The organism is Sporosarcina soli (assembly GCF_042655805.1).
GTDB lineage: Bacteria > Bacillota > Bacilli > Bacillales_A > Planococcaceae > Sporosarcina > Sporosarcina soli.
Window position 1 is genome coordinate 55319 of the sequence record NZ_JBHSNO010000001.1, and the last position, 20696, is coordinate 76014.

The window sequence follows — 20696 nt, forward strand, 5'->3', positions numbered from 1 at the left end:
TGGTCAAGGTGTAAGCCTGAAATTGATAAAGGTCTGACAATCCAACGAGACAAAAAAGTGGAAAAGAAGAGGGTGGATGCGAGACAGTATTCATAAGCGACTGATTGATTGAGATATAATCAGGAAGGATGATTAAATGTCGGGAATAAAAGATGAAATCATTTTACGAGGGCTTAAAGAAAATAACTTGAAAAGTGTAGACTTAAATATACCAAAAGAAAAAATCATCGTATTTACGGGTCTTTCAGGCTCGGGAAAGAGTTCAGTCGTATTTGATACATTAGCTACGGAAAGTAGAAGACAAATGACGTTGAACTACCCACAGTATATCCGCTATCAAATGCCGCGGTACGAAAGACCTCACGCTGATCTTATGCAAAACTTAAGCCCCGTTGTCGTAGTCGAGCAAAGACCTGTCGGAGGCAATTCTCGTTCAACAGTTGGCACTTATATGGATATCAATCCTTTAATTAGACTTTTGTTTTCAAGAATAGGAAAACCATCAATCGGTTCTGCAAACGAATTTTCAAGCCAAAGTTCTTTTGGTAGTTGTCCGGCATGTAGTGGGTTTGGGGAGATCATTGCGCCGGACTTAAATAAGATGGTCGATTTGGAGAAGTCTCTTCGTGATTATGCGGTAAGATTTAAGCCCTTATCACCTTCCGGCTGGCAAGGCAACTGGATGATGACCTGTGGGTTGTTCGAGCCAGATTTACCGATAAAGGACTATTCGGAAGAAAAGCGCCAGCTGCTCTTATATGGTCCCAAGGAAGGTGAAAAAGTCAATGCACCGTTTCATACGAAAAATGGACCACAAAAACATGATTGGGATGGGGTATTGCCAAGATTTACGCGCCTTTATATTAATAGAGACATTTCGAAGTTAAAAGGAGTGACCCAAGATGATGTCTTAGCTGTATCCACACATACATTATGCCCGACCTGCCAAGGATCAGGACTGAATCCCAAAGTATTGGAATGTAGGGTAAATGGTTTCAATATTGCAGAATACGATCAGTTTGAGCTAACCGAACTACTGGAAGAATTAACAACACTACAAGACCCTTTGGGAGAATATATCGCACAGCAAGCAATTCCTCCTCTAAAGCAATTAGTGGAAATGGGATTAGGCTATTTGAGTCTATCAAGAAAAATGGGCACCTTGTCTGGCGGCGAAGCGCAAAGGGTAAAAATCGCTCGTCATTTAGGGAGCAGTCTAAACAATATCACCTATATTTTTGACGAACCTAGTGCAGGACTCCATCCGGAAGAAGTGGATTTGTTAATTCAGATGTTAAAAAGTATAAAGGCCCAACATAATACTGTCATCGTCATTGAACACGATGTATCCATCATCAAAGTAGCGGATGAAATCATAGAAATGGGACCAGGAGCAGGTGTCAATGGAGGAGAAGTTGTCTATCAAGGACCAGTAGAAGAACTAAAAAACACGCCGACCGCAACAACCCTAACTCACCAACTAACTATCAACAAAAATCCAAGAGAAATAAAAGATTATTTTGCCATCAGCGGAGCAAATCACAATAACTTGAAAAATATAAGCGTAACGATTCCTAAAAATGTCTTAGTGTCTGTTTGTGGCGTATCGGGTTCAGGGAAAAGCTCTTTAATGTTGGAAGCCTTTACGGAAATTTATCCAGAAACCATAAGCGTAGGGCAAGGCAGTATCGGAACCTCTAGCCGTTCGACACTTGCTACCTATATGGGAATTATGGATGATATCCGCTCCCTTTTTTCAAAAGAAACAGGACAACCACCTGGTTTGTTCAGCTTTAACTCTTCAGGCGCATGTCCGATTTGCAAAGGGAAAGGAGTCATCACGCCAGACGTAGCATTTGCAGATCCAGTGACGATTCCCTGCGAAGCATGTGCCGGTACGAGATATTCAGACGAGGCACTGTCTTATCGATATCAAGCAAAAAATATTGTAGAGATTTTAGAGTTAACGATAGATGAGGCGATTTCCTATTTTAAGATGCCAAAGATCATCAAACGAGTTAATACACTAAAAGACGTAGGATTAGGGTATCTAGCTTTAGGCCAGACGACAAGCTCTCTAAGCGGAGGAGAAATTCAACGTTTAAAACTGGCAAGCCACTTACAAAAAGAAGGACAAATCTACCTATTAGATGAACCTTCCATAGGGCTTCACACAAAAGATAATGGAAAACTTTTAGATGTATTTCAAAAACTTGTGAATAAGGGTAATTCCGTTATCATAATTGAACATAATCTAGACTTTATCGCAGCGAGTGACTGGATCATCGAAATGGGACCAGGAGGAGGAAAACAAGGCGGACGTATACTCTTCGAGGGGACACCGGAAGAGATGCTCAATGCACAAACATTGACAGCTAAATGGTTAAAAGAGGGAGTTAGAGAACGTTTTCTCTAAAAGCAATAGGCATAAGTAATCCAGTTACACGGAAAAACTGCCATGTAACTGGGTTGGCTTTTACATGCCGCTTCAAAAAGTGTGCGTTTTATACTGTTCTTATTTGGAGAATCCGAATAGACTTGATATTTCCTCGCTTTTTTTAAGAAGTTGAACACTAAGCTCCTCTTCAAGGCTAGCTGGAACCGTACCTTGAAATCCAACAATGATAATGGCACCCAACATACGCGAGTCATGATTGAAGATTGGAATCGCTGTCGAAGAAATTGATGGGGCGAGTGCTTCACTAGCAAATGCGATGCCATTTTTTTGAATTTCTTCAAAATCTGTTTGGAGAGTTGCCTTTTCTTCAGCGGAAAGATGTTCAGTTTCACCGGCTATCCACTCATCCAGCAAAGGTCCGTTTAATAATGCTCCAAATAGCTTCCCACCAGCCGAATGAATCGGAAGAACAGTCCCGACTTGGCCTCCTAAATTTAATCCTGCACGGCTATGAATCATGTGAATGATTGTCGGTCCATCATGCGTCCATACAGCAAGCAAAGTCGTTTCTTTTGAAAGGATATTGATCTCTTCCAAAAAAGGACCCACTTTCTCCAAAATATTTTCACTGTTGACCGTTGCCATTCCGTAATCAATCAGTGCTGGTCCACCCGAGTAATGGCCACTTTCCTGATCGCGATACAAAACGCCAAGGGAGGTGAGTGTATGTAAATATTTATGCAAATTACTTTTCGTGATTTTCGTATGATGATGGATGTCGTTGAACTTAAGCGGTTGCGGGCTTTTGGCTACAAGTTCAATAATCGAGAACCCGACGATAAGTGCCTGGATTTTCGGCAAGTTTTCTTTGTCTGACATAAGTGAGAACCACCTTTATGTATGATTACATTACTATTTTACCATCGAAGTGGATTTTTTGCTATTTTACGAAAAGAGAGACGAAATAAATATTTTATTTATATCGTTCCGCACAGAAGAACAAACCCATATGATTGGCTGAAGATTATTCTTTATAATTAACTTAATAATTAATTCTTTATTCAAACAAAGGGGTGCTAGTAGTTATGACAACTGTTAACAAGCGTGATGTAATCGTCGTAGGAGCAGGGCCGGTGGGAATGATTGCAGGTCTGGCTCTACAAAAAAAGGGGATTTCCTGTGTCGTCATCGAAGCGGAAGAGAAAGATGCGCCAAGAGCCGGAAGCCGTGCAATCTTTTTACATAGCGCGTCGCTAAAACTTTTGGAAGAAACATCGCAAGGGCTTGGTTTTGAGCTGGCGAAAAACGGTATCATCTGGCCAATCAAACGAACTTTATTTCGTGGGAAAGAAGTGTATGTCCGTAATTATGGTATTACGAATAACCAAGATACGACTAAATTGCCGCACTTTACATCGCTTCACCAACATCATATCGAGAAAATCATTTATGACGCTTGTATTGCGGCGGGCGTTGAATTTGTCTATGGTGAGCCGGCAAAAAATTTGGATATTGCTAAGGATGGTGTCAAATTGACAACTGCTTCAGGCGATGTATGGGAAGCGGATTACGTCATCGGCTGTGATGGGGCTCGCTCAGTTGTTCGTGAACAAGCTGGCATCGAGTTTGAAGGACCACGTACACATGATACATTCCTCGTTGTTGACATTGAAGAAGACGAAAACGATCCGATGCCAGTCGAGCGGATTTTCCACTATCAGCATCCGGCAATGGGTCGCCGCAACGTCATGTATGTACCATTTAAAGGCGGATTGCGGGTAGACCTTCAACTCCTGGCTGATGACAAAGTGGAAGATTATACATCAGAAGAAGGACTAAAAGAGTGGCTTCCGAAAGTGATGGATCCGAAATATGCGGAACGTGTCACTTGGGTATCCTCCTACCGTTTCCACCAAGTTGTTGCGGATTCGTTTACCGATCCGAATTGTCGTATTTTACTGGCCGGAGAGGCTGCACATTTATTCGCTCCATTTGGCGCACGCGGTTTAAACTCCGGTGTACCTGATGCAATCATTGCTGTACGGGGCATCGAGCAAGCGATCCAAGCAAAAAATGAAGAAGAGCGCCGTCAAGCGATCGATGCAGCGGCAACAGAACGAAGAATCGCAGCAAAATGGAACCGTGATGGCTCGACAACAGCGCTTCATCACTTGCAAGGCGAATCAAAAGAAATGAATCTGAAACGTGAACTGGCCGCTTCGCTCGTGTCAGTTGTCCCGACACTTGGCCGCTGGCTTGACGAAGGCCCATACGGACCAAAATTCGGCCCTCCTGAACTAACAACAAAATATTAATAGATATTGCAAGATCGAAGAAAAAGGAGGATAACGAAATGGTATTGATAAATGAAAATAAGTTTGGTTCAAAAGCCCAGTCCATCAATGACGTAGCCAAACGGTTAACGGCCATTAACTGGTATGAAAAAGCCGGTGTGACAGAGAAAGAGGCGGAGGAAACATTCCATCGTTTCATGCAAGCTTTGCAAGTGAACAAGTACGATATCCAATGGGTTTCAAAAGAGCAAGTGCCGGATGCAATTAGCAAACTTACATTCGATAATAGCGAATTATGGGAAGTGTTGCGTGAGCTTCCCGATCAGTTGAAAAAAGACATCGAGGCAGAAGGGCAAGTGTCCCTTCTTGAAAAAGCCGTTGACACAGTCCCGCAAGCTGTTTTTCATGCTGCATTTGAAAAGGCTTTCCAAACATGTGACGAGGAAAAAACAGTCAGTTTCCTTGTCGGACACGCGATGTATATAGCAGTTCTGGCGTGCACAGCAGAGCTGGCGGGTAGAACGGAATTATTTGCACCCTTATTAGAATTGCTAGAGTCTGGCCATGTTCCACTTGGACCTGAAGGGAATACGATTTACCTGCTTTAAGTACAAAGTTTATATAATCGGGAAAAAGTTGTACGGGATCAATTTCCAGTACAACTTTTTCCGTGTTCAATTGACTTGATTTTAGAGAAAGCAGGGATGTAATGGAAAAGGAAGTATTGTGGAATAAAGAATTTATATTCATATCCGTCGCCAATTTTTTTCTCTTTGTTACGTATTATGCATTACTCGTATCTTTTCCTTCGGCTGCCATCCGTAATTACGGTGCAACCGGAATGATTGCTGGTTTATTTACGGCTGTTTTTCTTGTGGCAGCCATCATTATTCGTCCATTTACGGGTCCGTGGATTGAACGACGGGGCAAGCGATTTATAATGATCATTTCATTATTAATTTTTGCGGTAGCTTCTTTTTCCTACAGTTTTTTTGATTCTGTCATTCCTTTGCTTATTTTACGATTTATTCATGGGATTGGCTTCGGAATGGCGACAACCATAACAGGGACCATTATTGCCGACATTGTTCCAGAATCGCGAAAAGGAGAGGGAATGGGCTATTTTGTCATGTCAAGCAATTTGGCGATGGTGCTCGGACCTTTTATAGCGCTGACGATTTTCAGGGCATTCGATATTTATGTTTTATTTTGGATCGGCGCATTTTTTGCGTTTACGGCATTAGTCTTTGGAGTAGCGACAAGGTTGGAAAAAGAAGAGAAAACGACTATCATGAAAAAACAGTCGATGTTTGAAAAAGCGGCGATGCCTATTTCTTTAACCGTTGCTTTTTTTGCCCTTTCCTATTCAACGGTTTTATCTTTTATGGCGATTTTCGCCGCAGAGCGGGGATTAGGGGCTGAATCCAGTTTCTTTTTTGCAGTCTTTGCGGTTGTACTGATCTTCTCTCGGCCGTTTACGGGAAGGTGGTTTGATCAGTATGGGGCAAATGTAGTCATTTTCCCCGCCATCCTGCTGTTTGGTCTTGGTATGCTTTCCCTTGGTCTAGCTCAAGGTGCTTTTTTATTCTTCATTGCTGCCGGGTTGATTGGAGTTGGTTGGGGAACACTCTTTCCATGTTTTCAGACACTAGCGATTCAAAGTGTGGAACCGAAGCGTAGGTCCGTAGCAACGGCCACTTTTCTATCGACATTAGATATTGGCATTGGCGGCGGGTCATTGATCGTTGGAGCATTGGCTGGGGGAATGGATCTTGGAATGATCTACGCTTTTAGTTCCGTTTATATTTTTACGGGCATGGCCGTCTATTATTGGGCCCAAAAGAAGAATGCCATTTCAATAGAAGGAACTCAACAACATCGTGAAGCATAATCTTTAAATTCATTCCACAACCGGTAACCAATTTGAAGTTTAAGGAGTTCGTGATTTCTTGGAATGATGCAATGGCCTATTGTCAATGGGTGGGGAAAGATTGCCGACCGAAGCGGAATGGGAGTATGCGGCGAGAGGCGGACTCATCCAAAAGATATTTCCTTGGGGAGATGAACTGGAACCCAATGGTGAACATCTTTGTAATGTTTGGCAAGGAAAATTCCCGCTTGAAAATACGAGAGCTGATGGCTACTTGAGTACGGCATCTGGCAACACCTTTAAACCGAATGGCTATGGTCTCTATAATATGGTGGGGAATATGTGGGAATGGTGCGCAAACTGGTTTAGCTCCGATTATCATTTAATCGATACCATCAATAATCCAAAAGGATCTTCCACTGGGACAGCAAAATCGATGCGCGGGGGATCCTATCTTTGTCATGAGTCCTATTGTAATCGTTATCGGGTGGCTGCAAGAACATCTAATACGCCCGATAGTTCAACTGGGGTTTTGGGATTTCGTTGTGTGAAAGATATTTCTATTATGGATTAAAGATTTTATCAACAGTAGTGTGAACTGATACGCTCATTCATGCTACTGTTTTATTATTAAAATAAAGCATTTTAAATTTTAAGTTACTTTATAGCGACGCTATCTATCAATAACATAATTTATTAATTACACAATATTTGTAATGTTTCGAATGTCAATCCTCACAATTAAGGAAAAAAACTTACACAACCATTTTTCTGTAGATTACATTCTTTTCTGAGGGATGATATTCTTTAACGAAAGATTTAAAATTTATTACTCGGACGACTTTCAACCAAATAGGAAACAACTTTAAAATAGGTTTGAAAGCGCTATCAAAAAGGGGGTGGCAACTGGGAAATAAGTTGTTTTCGTCAGTTAATTGACAAGTATCAATTATTGTGGGAAGGCTGAAATTATGGGGAAGAAAAGAGGGATTGTATGCGTTGGTTTGTACTTTTGCTATTATTTTTTGGGACGGTTATTAACTTTGCGGATAAGTCAATTATAGGACTTGCAGCTGTTTCTATTATGAAGGATTTTAATCTTTCTTATACGCAATGGGGATTGGTTGGTAGTAGTTATTATTGGTTATTTCCTGTGACTGGGATTTTTGGTGCTGCGTTAGCGGATCGTTTTGGAGCAAAGAAAATACTCGGCTTCTTGATGCTAACATGGACTGTTTTGCAGTTTGGAGTATTGGCGATCACAGCCTTGCCATTACTGATTGTATACAGGGTTTTACTTGGTGTTTTCGAAGCTCCATATACCCCTATTGCTTTCAATCATGTACATAAATGGTTTCCGCCAAAGCAAATCGGATTTGCCACTTCAATTGTTGTAGCTGGCGGTGGAGTTGGAGCAATGGTTGTTGCCCCGCTACTTGTCGCTTTAATAGTCGCATTTGGCTGGAAAGTGGCATTTGCTTTGCTTGGTGCTGCAAGTTTTGTTTGGTTTTTCCTTTTCCAGTTTTTCACTAAAGAAAGTCCTGTGCAAGTTTACAAAGAAAAGCAGAAGAAAGCCCGATTGGAGAAAATTAAGTTGAAGGATTTTCTAGTATTAGTTGCTTCTCCGACTGCTCTATTTACGACATTTGCTTTTTTATCAACTCAATTTTTAATTGTGTGGTTTACGATTTGGTTGCCAATCTATTTAGTGGAAGTCGTTCAGCTGTCTGCAATTCAAATGGGTTATGGTGTGGCGACAATTGGAGTAGTTTCCATCCTTATCTATATTGGCGTATCGGCATTTTCAGATCACCTGTTTAAAAAGAATCAGAATTGGCGTCTATCTAGAGTATACGTAGTTGCTGGAGCGATGGGCATCGGTGCATTATTTTTGGCTTCGGTTACGGTCTTTCAAAATCCAGTTTGGGTTATTATTGCCCTATGTCTGGCAAAAGGATTCACATATGTGATATTACCGATTGGTCCAAGCATCATGATTAATGAGTTGCCCGAAAGAGGAGGTCTGATGGCTAGTATTTTAACTTCGTTTGGTAATCTCGCGGGCATAGTCGGCCCAATCCTAACAGGCTCAATTGTAGCCTTAGCTGGCGCGAATAAAATAGCAGGCTATAATTTGTCCATATTATTTATAGCTGGTCTTGTCTTAATTTTTAGTTTGCTTTTTGCTATTTTTGTTAAACCCAAATTAGCAAAGGTAAGTATGGATGAACAACATGTTAAATTAGAAGAAAAAGAAAGTCGCAAGAAAAATTCAGTTCCAGTTTTATAGTAAAGGCAGGACAAAATTATGTTCAAAAAATTTCTTGAGGATGATTCCCGAAAAAATGAACTTGTAAAACAAACCTATCACTTGATTCATAAACGAAGAACCGTGACAAAAGCGGATTTAATAGAACATATGCAATCAAAGCCAACGACGATGACCCGAGTGATTGAAGAACTTTTACTAAATGGGTGGATCAAAGAAGTGGGAGTGGGTCCGTCAAATGGAGGACGGCCACCTATTTTATACGAGGTGTCCGAAACGATTGCTTGGATCATTGGAATAGATATATCCCGAACTACCACCCGGATTGTTCTCACAACGATTAATTTTACCATTGTCGAAAGCGAAATCATTCAAATGACAAGAAGTCATACGCCTGAGATTATATTTGAAGAATTAAATCGGATTATTTGGAAGTGGCTAAAGATATATGCTATTTCTTTTGATCAGTTACTTGGAATTGGTGTCGGAGCAGTGGGGCCTATATTACGTCATGAGAGAAAAATTATGAAACCGGAATCCTTCCTGTCTTTAGGGTGGGAAAATGTAAATGTACCGGCATATTTCAATGATTTTCCGGTAGCCGTGATGTTGGATAATGGGGCAAATACGGCAGCCATGGCAGAACTTTTTGCATGTGGTGAAGTGCATAAAAATATTTTATATTGCATAAACGGTTTTGGAATTAGAGGCGGATTTGTGAATGATGGAAAAATCTTTTATTCAGGATTAGGAGATACCAGTGCTTTAGGACATATGATTGTCCAGGCGGATGGTAAAGTATGTAAATGTGGTAGACAGGGATGTCTAGCTGCTTATTCCACAATCACTTCGATGGTCGATGAATTTGAAAGGATAAGTGGCGAAAAAAATATGACTTACCATCATTTCCTACACTTAATGCAAGCGGGGGATGAACGTGCTCTTCATATTGCAAACAAAGCAGCATTTTATTTTGGCGTCGGTTTAGCGAATATGGTTAATTCACTTCGTCCAGAGCTTGTGGTACTTCACGGACCACTGATCTATGAAACATCTTCATTTTTTGATGATGCAGTGCGCAGCGCCCAATCTCACATCTTTATGCCTGACCTGTTATCACCTACTTATAAAAAAGGCTCTTTAAGGGAAAATGCAATCGCGCTTGGGGGAGCAATTCAAATTTTCCACTCCTATTTTAATAGTGTGTAATCATTTCTCCACTTTATTCCGTAAAGGAATAAAGTGGACCTGGCTGGTTGTGTATCGTTCGGTGGCGGCTATGAGACTATCTCAGTAATTGAACTAGAGGTTATTCTCAATGCCGGGTCAGTAAATGTTTTACATTATCAATAGAATCTATCATTTTTTACGGCAGTATCTGATGTGAATTCCCTTTTATTCGCATAATTTCTTTTTGTGAAATCGACGAAATATTCTAGGTATTAAATCTGAAGATATATATCATATTTGGTGATTTTAGTTAATTGGGATAAAAAAATTATATTCTGAAAGGATTGATAAAATGTTTAAAGATCAAGAAATACCATTTAAAGGTGAAATCGGAAAAACGGTTGATGTCTCGACCCCATGGTGGCCTGAAGAAGAAACGACAGACAAACAAAATCCAAACATTGTCTATATTGTATTAGACGATTTAGGCTTTTCGCAATTAGGTTGCTATGGTTCGGATATTTCCACACCGCATATGGATGAATTGGCGAAAAATGGACTCCGTTATACGAATTTCCATACGTCAGCTATGTGTTCACCTACGAGAGCGTCCTTATTGACGGGGCGCAATCCTCATTCGACAGGTGTATCATTTGTCACGGAATTGGATAGCGGGTTTCCGAATTGTCGAGGGAAGGTAAGAAAAGATACCGCAATGCTCAGTGAAGTGCTTCTTGAAGAAGGGTACAACACGTTTGCTGTCGGTAAATGGCATCTGGCACCAGCAAAAGAACAGACGCAGATTGGTCCATTTGATGGTTGGCCACTTGGGCGAGGTTTTGAACAATTTTACGGCTATTTAAGGGGAGCGACGGATCAGTTCCATCCCGATTTAGTAGAAGGGAACCGTCGTGTTTCACAACCGAAAAGTCCGGAAGAAGGCTATCATTTAACTGAAGATTTAACGGATAAGGCAATTGACTATATCCGATTACAGAAGTCAGAAGCACCTCAGAAGCCTTTTTTCTGTTATTTATCTTATGCGGCACCGCATGCGCCTCATCAAGCACCAAAGGAATTCATTGAGAAATACAAAGGGAAATACGATAAGGGATGGGATGTTGCAAGAGAAGAGTGGTTTTTAAGGCAAAAAGAGCTGGGAATTATTCCAGTGGATGCAAAACTGCCCGAGAGAAATCCAGATGTCAAAGCTTGGGACACGCTTCATGAGGATGAAAAGAGATTGTATGCGAGAATGCAGGAAGTGTTTGCAGGCTTTCTCGAACATACCGATCATCACATCGGTCGTTTCATCCAATGTTTGAAGGACCTGAGACAATTGGATAATACGCTCATTGTTTTATTATCTGACAATGGCGCCTGTGGAATGGGCGGTGAAGGAGGTATGGTCAATACGTGGACGCCATCCTATAACGCAGTGCCGGAAACATTTGAAAGCAAGTTGGCGCGTATTGATGAACTGGGCGGGCCGAACGCGAATAGCCACTATCCGTCCGGTTGGGCTCAAGTCGGAAACACACCATTAAAATGGTACAAAACGTATACACATGCGGGCGGGATTAGGTGTCCACTCATCATTCATTACCCTGAAAAAATAAAGGATAATGGGGCAATTCGTACACAGTACCATTTTGTCACTGATATTATGCCGACGGTGCTGGAGTTAATTAATACGGAAATGCCTGAGGTCTATAAAGGTGTACCGCAAAAACCTGTATACGGGACAAGTCTTCTGTATACGCTGGCTGACGGAGAGGAACCTACCCGTAAGAAAGTGCAACATTATGAAATAGCAGGAAATCGTGCAATTTGGAAAGATGGTTGGAAGGCAGTCGCACGTCACGTAGAAAATACTTCTTTTGATGAAGATCAATGGGAACTATATGATGCAAATAATGATTTCTCAGAATTTAATGACCTTGCTAAGCTTTATCCAGGAAAATTAAAGGAACTGATTGAGGATTGGTGGTCGGAGGCGGAAAAATACGATATCTTCCCTTTGGATGGTCGAACCCTCGGTCAAAGACTAAAATTGATTGCGAAACGGGGAAAACAGATTGACGGACCAGTTGAGCGGGTTTTCTATGCGGCACCAGCAATTCACAATGGGCTTCAAGCGCCAGACTTAAGAAACCGATCATTCCAAATCGAAGCTAAAATAGAGCGTACTTCTACAGATGATGATGGTGTCATCGCAGCACATGGTGATCAATCAGGCGGGTATACATTTTTTGTGAAAAATAACCATCTCTATTTCTATTACAATTTCTCCAATGTTGAGGAATTTGTCGTCAAATCGGAGCAGGAGCTTCCAACAGGCGCTCTTACCGTGTGCTTTACGTTTGATAAAACAGGTGAAGAAGAAGGCGTTGGCAAAATGTTTGTCAATCATGAACAAATTGGTGAGGGGAAGATCCTTCACGCATCTGCACTTGGCTTTTCACGGGCATTATTTTACATTGGACAAAATGAAAGAAACCCGATCAGCCCATTGTACACGGCGCCGTTTCCATTTAAAGGGCAGTTGGATCAAGTAATCTACACAGTAGATGGCTACAAGGAAGACATTGAGGCAGGTGTTTTGCAAGAATTGATGACAGAATAGTATTGGAGAGTAGGATTGGATGAGGATTTCTGACTTAACAAAAGGTAAAAAGAAATATGTTGCATTAGCACTATTGTTTGTTGGATGGCTTTTGAGTTTCCTGGATCGGATGGTCATGAATATTGCGGTAATTCCGATCAAGGAGGAATTTAACTTAGATCCCTCAATGGTGGGTATCATATTAAGTAGTTTTTTTATTTCGTATGCATGTATGCAAATACCGGGAGGCTGGTTGGCTGATAAAATCGGATCCCGAAAACTTGTAATTTTCGCCATCGCTTTTTGGTCGTTATTTACAATCTTTTCCGGTTTGGCCTGGTCGTTAGCTTCCCTAGTAATCATTCGTATTTTGTTCGGAATTGGGGAAGGGTTCTATCCCTCAGCCAGTCAGAAAGGTATATCTGAATTTTTTCCGAAAAATGAAAGGTCAAAAGCCTCGTCTACGATGATGTCATCCAATTTTTTTGGAGCAGCGCTAGGTCCGTTGATTGCTGCGCCTTTAATCGTCTGGTTGGGTTGGAGACATATGTTTGTTGCAATTGGAGTGGTCGGCTTTTTATTGGTTGCTGCATTTTGGTTTTTTTACCGGCCTGCAGCCCAAACGGAAAAAATTGAAGTGAAAAAGAAAGAAACAAACAAAGTGCCGTTGAAGAACCTGTTGAACAATTCTGGTATATGGAAAATTGTGGTCATGTGGTTTGCAGCAGGAATCATTAACTGGGGTTTCAGTTCATGGATGCCCATCTATTTAGTGGAAACCCGTAATTTAGATATTCTTTCGGTAGGATTGATTGCTTCAGTACCCGCCCTACTAGGCGGTTTTGCTACCATCTTGAGTGGTATCCTATTGAATAAATATTTTATAAATACGGAAAAGTACTATGCTGCAGGCGGAATGTTGTTAACAACTGTATTTTTGTACTTAATGATTATTTCTGACTCCATGGTTGCGGTTGTGATTTACTGGAATTTAGTTTTCATCTTCAAGAGTTTTGTATTTTCAGTTGCCTTTTCGTTACCACATCAATTGTTACCGAAAGAAGCGATTGGAACTGGCATGGGTATGGTAAATACAGGAGCCCAAGCGGCAGGATTCATTGCTCCGATTGTAATGGGATTCATTATTAGTGCGACGGGTTCGTACGATACTGCATTCTTCTTTTTAGTCGCATGTGGCATTTTATCGACAATCGCGGCATTATCAATCACGAAGAAGGATCGAAAAGTCAGTCCGCAGAATGCAGAAATAGCAATGGAATAACCTAGTTGAAATTGAATTGTATATAAAGGATATTGTTTTATTGATATCTTTCCAGAAAATTGGAGGTGACTTAAAAGTGTTCTTTTAAGTCACCTCTCTTCTTTTTGTGTATAGCCTGTATTATTTGACTAAAAATTAATGTTTCATTCCTACACATTGTAGGTGTGATTTCAAGAAAAGACCGTTTATAATGAAAATACAGAAACTTTGATTGGAGAGATGAACAATGACAATTCAAACGATTGGTGTAGTTGGCGCAGGCTCGATGGGCGCTGGAATTGCAAACCTTGCAGCATTGAATGGATTTAATGTAGTTTTAAGAGATATTGAAGATCGCTTTTTAGAAGGAGCTCTTGCACGACTTGATCAGTTCATGGCCAAAAGTGTTGAGCGTGGGAAAATGACGGAAGAGCAAAAACAAGAAACACTGGCTCGTATTCAAACGACGACAAATCTCGAAGACTTAAAAGATGCCGATGTAGTCATTGAAGCGGTTATTGAAGATATGGACTTAAAGAAAGAAGTTTTCGCTCAACTTGATAACATTGTCAGAGAAGATGTCATTCTAGCAACGAATACATCGTCTATGTCCATTACTGAAATCGCTGCAGCAACAAAACGTCCTGACCGTGTAGCGGGTATGCACTTTTTCAACCCGGCACAGCTCATGAAGCTTGTGGAAGTCGTACGTGGCTATGAAACAAGTGACGAAACTGTAGAAATGTTGAAAGCGCTTTCTACTCAATTGAAAAAAGAAGTCGTTGAAGTGAAAAAAGATACACCTGGGTTTATTGTTAACCGCATTATGATTCCGCAATTTATCGAAGCGATCCGTCTTCTGGAAGAAGGGGTCGCCTCGGCAGAAGATATCGACAAAGCCGTTAAATTCGGTTTGAACTACCCGATGGGGCCATTTGAATTGCAAGACTATGCGGGTGTGGATATCGGCTATTACGTTATGGAATATTTCCAAAATGAATTCAACGATGCACGTTTTGCACCACCATTGCTCATGAAGCAAATGATGAGAGCAGGTCGCTTTGGAAAGAAAGCGGGCGCTGGATTTTACGACTATGAACAAAAAAAGGAGCTCGTGAAACAATGACATATGAATACTTATTATTAGATATTGAAGAAAATGTAGCTACAGTAACGATTAATCGACCACCTGTCAATCCGTTGAATACACAAGTATTTAAAGAATTATCCGAGGTATTTGCGAAGTTGGATGACAATGATGAAGTACGGGCGGTTATTCTGACAGGTAGCGGAGAAAAAGCGTTCGTTGCAGGCGCGGATATTAACGAAATGGCCGGATTGGATCTTGTCGGCATCAATAAGATGAACAAAGTATCCAGAGCTGTTTTTTCACAAATTGAAAATGCTACGAAGCCGGTCATTGCAGCATTGAACGGTATGGCATTAGGTGGCGGATTTGAACTTGCGTTAGCCTGTGATTTACGCATCAGTTCTGAAAAAGCGAAATTTGCATTCCCTGAAGTAGGTCTTGGTATCATTCCAGGTGGCGGCGGCACACAGCGTTTACAAAAGATCGTTGGACAAGGTGTTGCTAAAGAACTCCTTTACTTCGGTGAGATGTTCGATGCGGCTAAAGCGCTTGAATTGCATATCGTCAATGAAGTTGTACCTGTGGATGAAGTATTGTCAACTGCGAAAGAATGGGCAAAGAAACTTGCGAGCAAGCCACCGGTCGCTCTCCAAATGTTGAAACTTGCGGTGAATACAGGAAGCAATACGGATATCGAATCAGGTTTAATCATTGAAAGCGCTTGTTTTGGCAACGCCTTTTCGACGGAAGATCGAAAAGAAGGATTGAATGCGTTTGTTGAAAAGAGAAAACCGGTTTACGCTGGGCGTTAACTGTAGAATCGACAGCAATGAAGTATCCAGATGCACAGCCCATCAGGGTACTTCATTTTTTTATCTTCATTCAGCAGAAAACTCCCACCTCCATAGGTGGCGAGATGAATGCTTTTTGGTTTACTGTTCGGTGGGTGTTCAAACATCCGCTGAACGAAGATAAAGCCTCCGGCGGATGTCACAGATTTTGAAAGGAGTTAATCGAGCAAGCTCGATTCGAAATCTGGACGCAATCACGCCGAGGCATGATTGATTAACAAACGAGCGTATTTGAATTCAGTTGACAGATTGAAATGGTGATTCTCGCTTCAAGCAGGAGGAAATTGAATATGACAAAAGATAAAAATCGAATGACAGTTTATGAACTTCTTTGTCTTGCAGAATCAATCCATCATAACAAAGAGGCTATTTACGATTTGACACAACGCGTTTCGTATCGTCAATTAAAAAAAGACGTTGATCAACTAGCAGCTTCCTTCATCGAACAAGGTTTTAAAAAAGGGGACCGGATTGCAGTTGCATTGCCGAACTGGTATGAAACAACCGTCATTTTTTTCGCTGTGGCGAAAATCGGTGCGATTCTTGTGCCGTTTAATCCGAGTTATAAAGCACATGAAGTTCAATATATTTTACATCATGCGGAACCGAAAGCCCTTTTCGTTACAGAAAAGTTCGATGGACGTATTCTTGAAGAGGATCAACCTCTAATCATAACGGTTCGCTTTGAGCAACAAGGAACAACTTCCTATGCAGATTTGTTAAACGAAAGACTTTCAGAGGCAGACGAAGCGGTGCTAGATGTAGATGAAGACGTGTACTGCTTGCTCTATACATCGGGTACGACGGGCACACCAAAAGGCGTTATGATTACGCATAGAGGCGTGATCCAGTCGGCCAATACGCTTGCTAAAGAATTGCGCTGCACAGAGCAAGATGTATTTCTAATTGCTGCACCTCTTTTTCATATTTTTGGCATGGCATGTAATCTATTTACAGGGCTAACGGTCGGGGCACGTATGGTCATCAAGGAAAAATATCATCCGAGGGAAATGCTTGTATTGATTGAACAGGAACGGGTGACGATTCAGCAAGGTGTGCCGACAATGTTTTTGAAAGAGTTGGAAGTGGAAGATTTTGATCACTTCGATTTATCCACTTTACGTGCTGGAATGGTCGGGGCATCCCCAATACCGCCGAACAAAGTGAAAGAAGTGCGTGATCGTCTTGGAATGAATCTATGTCAATCTTTTGGAATAACCGAGACTTGTACTGTAACCATGACTCCTTACGATGATGATGAGCAAAAAATCATCCGTTCACTTGGAAAAGCAATACCGGGCGTACGGTTGAAAATTGTCGATGAAAATCGGAGTGAACTGCCGGCAGGACAAACAGGAGAAATTGCGATACATAGTTTCGGAACGATGAAAGGCTACTATAAGATGCCTGAAGAGACAGCCCGGGTAGTTGACGATGAAGGCTGGTTCTATACAGGAGATCTCGGGATACTGGATGATGAAGGCTATTTATACTTTGTGGGACGCGCGAAAGAGATGATTATACGCGGTGGCTACAATATCTACCCGCAAGAGATTGAGGCGGTATTGACAAAACATCCTGCTGTGTCGAATTCGGCAGTTATCGGCCTTCCTGATGACGTATTAGGGGAAGTTGTCTGTGCAGTCATTCAATTGAAGAATGGCCAATCCACTTCGGAAGAAGAACTGAAAAACTATTTGAAAGAACAGATCGCCACTTATAAAGTACCGGGTAAAATCATTTTTACAGAAGAGTTTCCCTCCACGGCTAGCGGCAAAATACAAAAGGTGAAGTTGCGGGAAGAGCTTATGTCAACCATCAATAGCCCTGTATCGCACTAAAAGGAGTGAAAGAAAGAGATGGTAGTTAAAGGGAAAGAGGTAAAACATTTTCTAACTGGAAACATCGAGGCCGAAGAGATCTTTACACCGGAAGATTTTTCTGATGAACATGAAATGATAGCGGATTTGGCAGAGAAATTTGTTATGAATGAAGTGATGCTGTCACTGGAAAAAATCGAAAATCAGGAATTTACTGAAACGATCCGTCTTATTAAAGAAGCGGGTGATCTTGGACTGATTGGCGCAGATATTCCGGAGGAAGACGGTGGAATGGATCTTGGAAAAGTAAGCGGTGCCATTATTTCTGAAAAGATGGCGTATGGCCGTTCCTTTTCGATCACATTTGGCGGGCAAACCGGCATAGGTGCGCTACCAATCGCCTATTTTGGAAATAAAGAGCAAAAAGAACGCTATTTACCTAAATTGCTAACAGGTGAAAAAATTGCAGCCTATGCATTGACAGAACCATCTGCAGGAACGGATGCAATGGGCCTGAAAACTTCCGCAAAACTGACGGATGACGGTAAGTATTATGTGTTAAACGGCGAGAAGCAATGGATAACAAACTCAGCTTTTGCAGATGTTTTTATCGTCTATGCGAAAGTGGATGGCACTCAAATAACTGCTTTTATTGTTGAAAAAGGTTATGAAGGACTATCGACCAGTCCTGAAGAGAAGAAAATGGGACTGAAAGGTTCTTCCACACGCTCACTTATTTTAGACAATGTGAAAGTGCCTGCTAAAAACGTAATCGGCGAAATCGGCCGCGGACATATTATCGCCTTTAATGTCTTGAATATTGGTCGATATAAAATGGCATCGACAGCACTTGGTTCTTCCAAACGTTCGATTGAGCTGGCAGTGAAGTATGCCAATGAGCGGAAGCAATTCGGCAATTCGCTTTCTGACTTCAACTTGATCAAGCAGAAAATTGCCGATATGACAATCCGCACATATGCCAATGAAAGCAGTGTATATCGCACGGCGGGGGCTATGCAAAATGGTTTTGAAGAGATGAAGCAGACAGGCGAAGATTACGGCAAAACGATTGCACGTTTTGCAGTCGAATGTTCGATCAATAAAGTCATGTCGACGGAAGCGTTGGACTTTGTCGTTGATGAAGCGGTGCAAATTCACGGAGGTTATGGCTATATGGCCGAATACGAAGTGGAGACAATCTACCGCGATTCACGGATCAACCGTATTTTCGAAGGGACTAATGAAATTAATCGTATTATTATCGCATCGACCTTATTGAAGAAGTATAGTGGACATAGTGAACTGAATCAGATTGGCAATGGTCCGCTAGAGCGAGCAAAACAGACTCTTAAACTGATGAAAGATTATTATGAGGCGACGATCCAAGCTATTCAGAAAGCTGGAATTGATAATCTAAACAAAGAACAAGAAGTGGCTGCTTTTCTAGCAGATCTTGCAATTGGGATTTATAGGAGTGAAAGCGCTGTCCTTCGTGCCGAAAAAGCGTTCAATCGTTCTGGAGAAGAAAAAAGTAGTCAAAAGCTTGATTGTGCAAAAATTGTTGTCCACGAAACTGCACAACAATGTGCAATCCAAGGGTTGAATATGGCCGGTTATCTTCGCGATGACGAAGCTTTCTTACACGCTGCTGGCCGCCTGATTTCAAGTAGTACCGAAAACATTGTGGAAACAAAGAGACGCATTTCAGACCGGGTCATTGCCGCGGAACGCTATGTTGTCTAATCGAAAACAAATTATATAGAAGAGGTGTATAGATTGACAGAAATCGTTTTATTGGAAGGTGCGCGGACACCATTTGCAAAGATTTCAGGTTCTTTCCGTGATATCTCAGCAACGGAACTAGGCGTAATTGCTGCGAAAGAGGCGATCCGTAAATCTAATATTAACGCTGAAGACATCGACCAGGTCGTCTTCGGAAACGTTCAGCAATCGAGTAAAGATGCTCATATTTTGGCGCGGCATGTCGGCTTAAAAGCAGGAACTAGACTTGAAACGCCAGGTTTAACGATCAACCGTGTTTGCGGAACAGGAATTGAAGCGATTTTAACAGGAGCCCGTTATATCTTGGCAGGCGAAGCCGAAGTCGTATTGGCAGGCGGCACGGAAAGTATGAGCCGAGTGCCTCATGTTATTCCTGGCATGAGATGGGGAAGTCCCCTCGGTGGTCCGGTCATTGAAGACTGGTTATGGGACGGCTTGCTCGATACAAACTGTGGCTTTACAATGGCGGAAACGGCGGAAAATCTCGCGGAAAAGTATCAGATTTCACGTGAAGAGGTAGATGCACATGCGCTTGCTAGCCATACACGTGCCATCGAAGCGAGAGAAAAAGGGTACTTCAAAGAAGAAATTGTTCCGGTTACGATCAAGGGACGAAAAGGTGAGATCATTATTGATGAAGATGAGCATATTCGCGAAACTTCCATGCAACAGCTCGGAAAACTCCCTGCGCGCTTTGTCGAAAATGGAGTTGTGACACCAGGAAATGCAAGTGGGATGGTGGACGGTGCTGCAGCAGTGGTCATCGCCTCTCGGGAATATGCAGAGCGAAATGGCCTAAAACCGATTGCACGTCTTGTCTCATGGGATGTCGTAGGCGTCGAGCCTAAATATATGGGAATCGGTCCGGTACCGGCTATTCGAGGCGCTTTGAAAAAAGCAGATCTACAAGTGGAAGATTTGGACTTGATTGAAATTAACGAAGCCTTTTCGGCACAATATCTAGCTTGCCAACAAGAACTTGGGTTTGACTTGGAAATCGGAAACGTCAATGGTGGTGCAGTTGCACTTGGACACCCGCTTGCTGCAAGCGGCACAAGAATCTCGCATACGCTCATTAAAGAATTACAAAGACGGAACAAAAAATATGGCGCATCTGCGGTTTGCATCGGTGGGGGACAAGGCATCGCGGCGATTTGGGAAGCTCTTTACTAATATTCATTAACCTAGCGAATGCCTATGAAAAATATTTCGGGCATTCGTTAGGTTTGCTGTTATTTCGTTTACACTTTTGATTTTTCAGAAGCAAGGAGTTTAGAGGGAATGAA

The 20696-nt window shown here is 41.8% G+C and carries 14 protein-coding genes and 1 pseudogene; 14 read left to right on the forward strand and 1 reads right to left on the reverse strand.

All coding sequences use genetic code 11. The features are described 5' to 3' along the window. Positions 1–136 precede the first annotated feature (136 nt). Complete coding sequence (locus tag ACFPRA_RS00230) at positions 137–2416, forward strand: ATP-binding cassette domain-containing protein (RefSeq protein ID WP_381429254.1); 2280 nt, start codon at positions 137–139, stop codon at positions 2414–2416. Positions 2417–2515: 99 nt separating this feature from the next. Here the strand turns inward: ACFPRA_RS00230 and ACFPRA_RS00235 are convergent, their stop codons facing one another. Further along, positions 2516–3277 (reverse strand): IclR family transcriptional regulator, encoded by a 762-nt coding sequence (locus ACFPRA_RS00235; protein ID WP_381429256.1) that lies wholly within the window; start codon positions 3275–3277, stop codon positions 2516–2518. 206 nt (positions 3278–3483) lie between these two features. Here ACFPRA_RS00235 and ACFPRA_RS00240 point away from each other — a divergent pair, with 206 nt between their 5' ends. The 13 genes and pseudogenes from ACFPRA_RS00240 to ACFPRA_RS00300 all read left to right on the forward strand — a co-directional run bounded on the left by ACFPRA_RS00240 (position 3484) and on the right by ACFPRA_RS00300 (position 20583). Beyond that, positions 3484–4713, forward strand: a complete 1230-nt coding sequence (locus ACFPRA_RS00240; RefSeq protein ID WP_381429258.1) for an FAD-dependent oxidoreductase — start codon at positions 3484–3486, stop codon at positions 4711–4713. A 38-nt stretch (positions 4714–4751) separates the two neighbouring features. Further along, complete coding sequence (locus ACFPRA_RS00245; protein WP_381429260.1) at positions 4752–5300, forward strand: hypothetical protein; 549 nt, start codon at positions 4752–4754, stop codon at positions 5298–5300. 101 nt (positions 5301–5401) lie between these two features. Further along, positions 5402–6583: an MFS transporter gene (locus ACFPRA_RS00250; RefSeq protein WP_381429262.1), complete on the forward strand. Its 1182-nt coding sequence runs from the start codon at positions 5402–5404 to the stop codon at positions 6581–6583. Between the two features lie 53 nt (positions 6584–6636). Beyond that, positions 6637–7136 (forward strand): annotated as a pseudogene (locus tag ACFPRA_RS00255) (formylglycine-generating enzyme family protein); the annotation flags it as partial. Positions 7137–7556: 420 nt separating this feature from the next. After that, positions 7557–8852: an MFS transporter gene (locus ACFPRA_RS00260; RefSeq protein WP_381429264.1), complete on the forward strand. Its 1296-nt coding sequence runs from the start codon at positions 7557–7559 to the stop codon at positions 8850–8852. 18 nt (positions 8853–8870) lie between these two features. Next, positions 8871–10040, forward strand: coding sequence for an ROK family protein (locus tag ACFPRA_RS00265; RefSeq protein WP_381429266.1), 1170 nt, complete (start codon positions 8871–8873; stop codon positions 10038–10040). A gap of 313 nt (positions 10041–10353) precedes the next feature. After that, positions 10354–12627, forward strand: a complete 2274-nt coding sequence (locus ACFPRA_RS00270; protein ID WP_381429267.1) for a sulfatase-like hydrolase/transferase — start codon at positions 10354–10356, stop codon at positions 12625–12627. Between the two features lie 19 nt (positions 12628–12646). Next, on the forward strand, positions 12647–13888 hold the full coding sequence (locus ACFPRA_RS00275) for an MFS transporter (protein ID WP_381429269.1): 1242 nt from the start codon (positions 12647–12649) through the stop codon (positions 13886–13888). Between the two features lie 226 nt (positions 13889–14114). After that, entirely contained in the window at positions 14115–14993 is an 879-nt protein-coding gene (locus ACFPRA_RS00280) for a 3-hydroxyacyl-CoA dehydrogenase family protein (protein ID WP_381429271.1), read from the forward strand. After that, positions 14990–15769: an enoyl-CoA hydratase/isomerase family protein gene (locus tag ACFPRA_RS00285; RefSeq protein WP_381429273.1), complete on the forward strand. Its 780-nt coding sequence runs from the start codon at positions 14990–14992 to the stop codon at positions 15767–15769. The genes ACFPRA_RS00280 and ACFPRA_RS00285 overlap by 4 nt, the downstream gene beginning before the upstream one ends. Positions 15770–16098: 329 nt before the next feature. Beyond that, positions 16099–17649: a class I adenylate-forming enzyme family protein gene (locus ACFPRA_RS00290; protein WP_381429275.1), complete on the forward strand. Its 1551-nt coding sequence runs from the start codon at positions 16099–16101 to the stop codon at positions 17647–17649. Positions 17650–17667: 18 nt separating this feature from the next. Beyond that, on the forward strand, positions 17668–19371 hold the full coding sequence (locus tag ACFPRA_RS00295; RefSeq protein ID WP_381429277.1) for an acyl-CoA dehydrogenase family protein: 1704 nt from the start codon (positions 17668–17670) through the stop codon (positions 19369–19371). Between the two features lie 33 nt (positions 19372–19404). Beyond that, a complete protein-coding gene (locus ACFPRA_RS00300; RefSeq protein WP_381429279.1) occupies positions 19405–20583 on the forward strand; it encodes an acetyl-CoA C-acetyltransferase in 1179 nt (392 codons plus the stop codon). The last annotated feature ends 113 nt before the right edge of the window (positions 20584–20696 follow it).